The organism is Terrisporobacter mayombei, from assembly GCF_020748465.1.
GTDB classification, from domain to species: Bacteria; Bacillota; Clostridia; order Peptostreptococcales; family Peptostreptococcaceae; genus Terrisporobacter; species Terrisporobacter mayombei.
Genome location: NZ_JAHZMP010000308.1, coordinates 1 through 389 on the forward strand (window position 1 = coordinate 1; position 389 = coordinate 389).

The 389-nt window shown below is 37.8% G+C and carries 2 rRNA genes; both read right to left on the reverse strand.

What is annotated here, in order from left to right:
• Window positions 1–76: ribosomal RNA gene (locus K0039_RS21715) — 23S ribosomal RNA — on the reverse strand; the annotation flags it as partial.
• 246 nt (window positions 77–322) lie between these two features.
• A 16S ribosomal RNA gene (locus tag K0039_RS21720) occupies window positions 323–389 on the reverse strand; the annotation flags it as partial.

The window sequence follows — 389 nt, forward strand, 5'->3', positions numbered from 1 at the left end:
GCTTATCGCAGCTTATCGCGTCCTTCATCGGCTCCTAGTGCCAAGGCATTCGCCCTACACCCTTAATAACTTGACCAGTTATTAAAGTTGATATTTTTAAAAGTTATCTTCTTTATATGATATATTTCTTAAGAAGTTTATCTTCTTCTTTTATAATGTCATATCACTAAATGTTATGCAGTTTTCAAAGTACTAAAATGCTTCGCATATCGCCACCGTCTAGCCATTCACATTCGTTCATGTCTATCCCGTTTCTCAAAGCACTAATTTTGAGTTTTCATAAAGAACCCTCAAAATTAAACAGTAGGTTAATTCTCCCTAGAAAGGAGGTGATCCAGCCGCACCTTCCGATACGGCTACCTTGTTACGACTTCACCCCAGTTATTGAT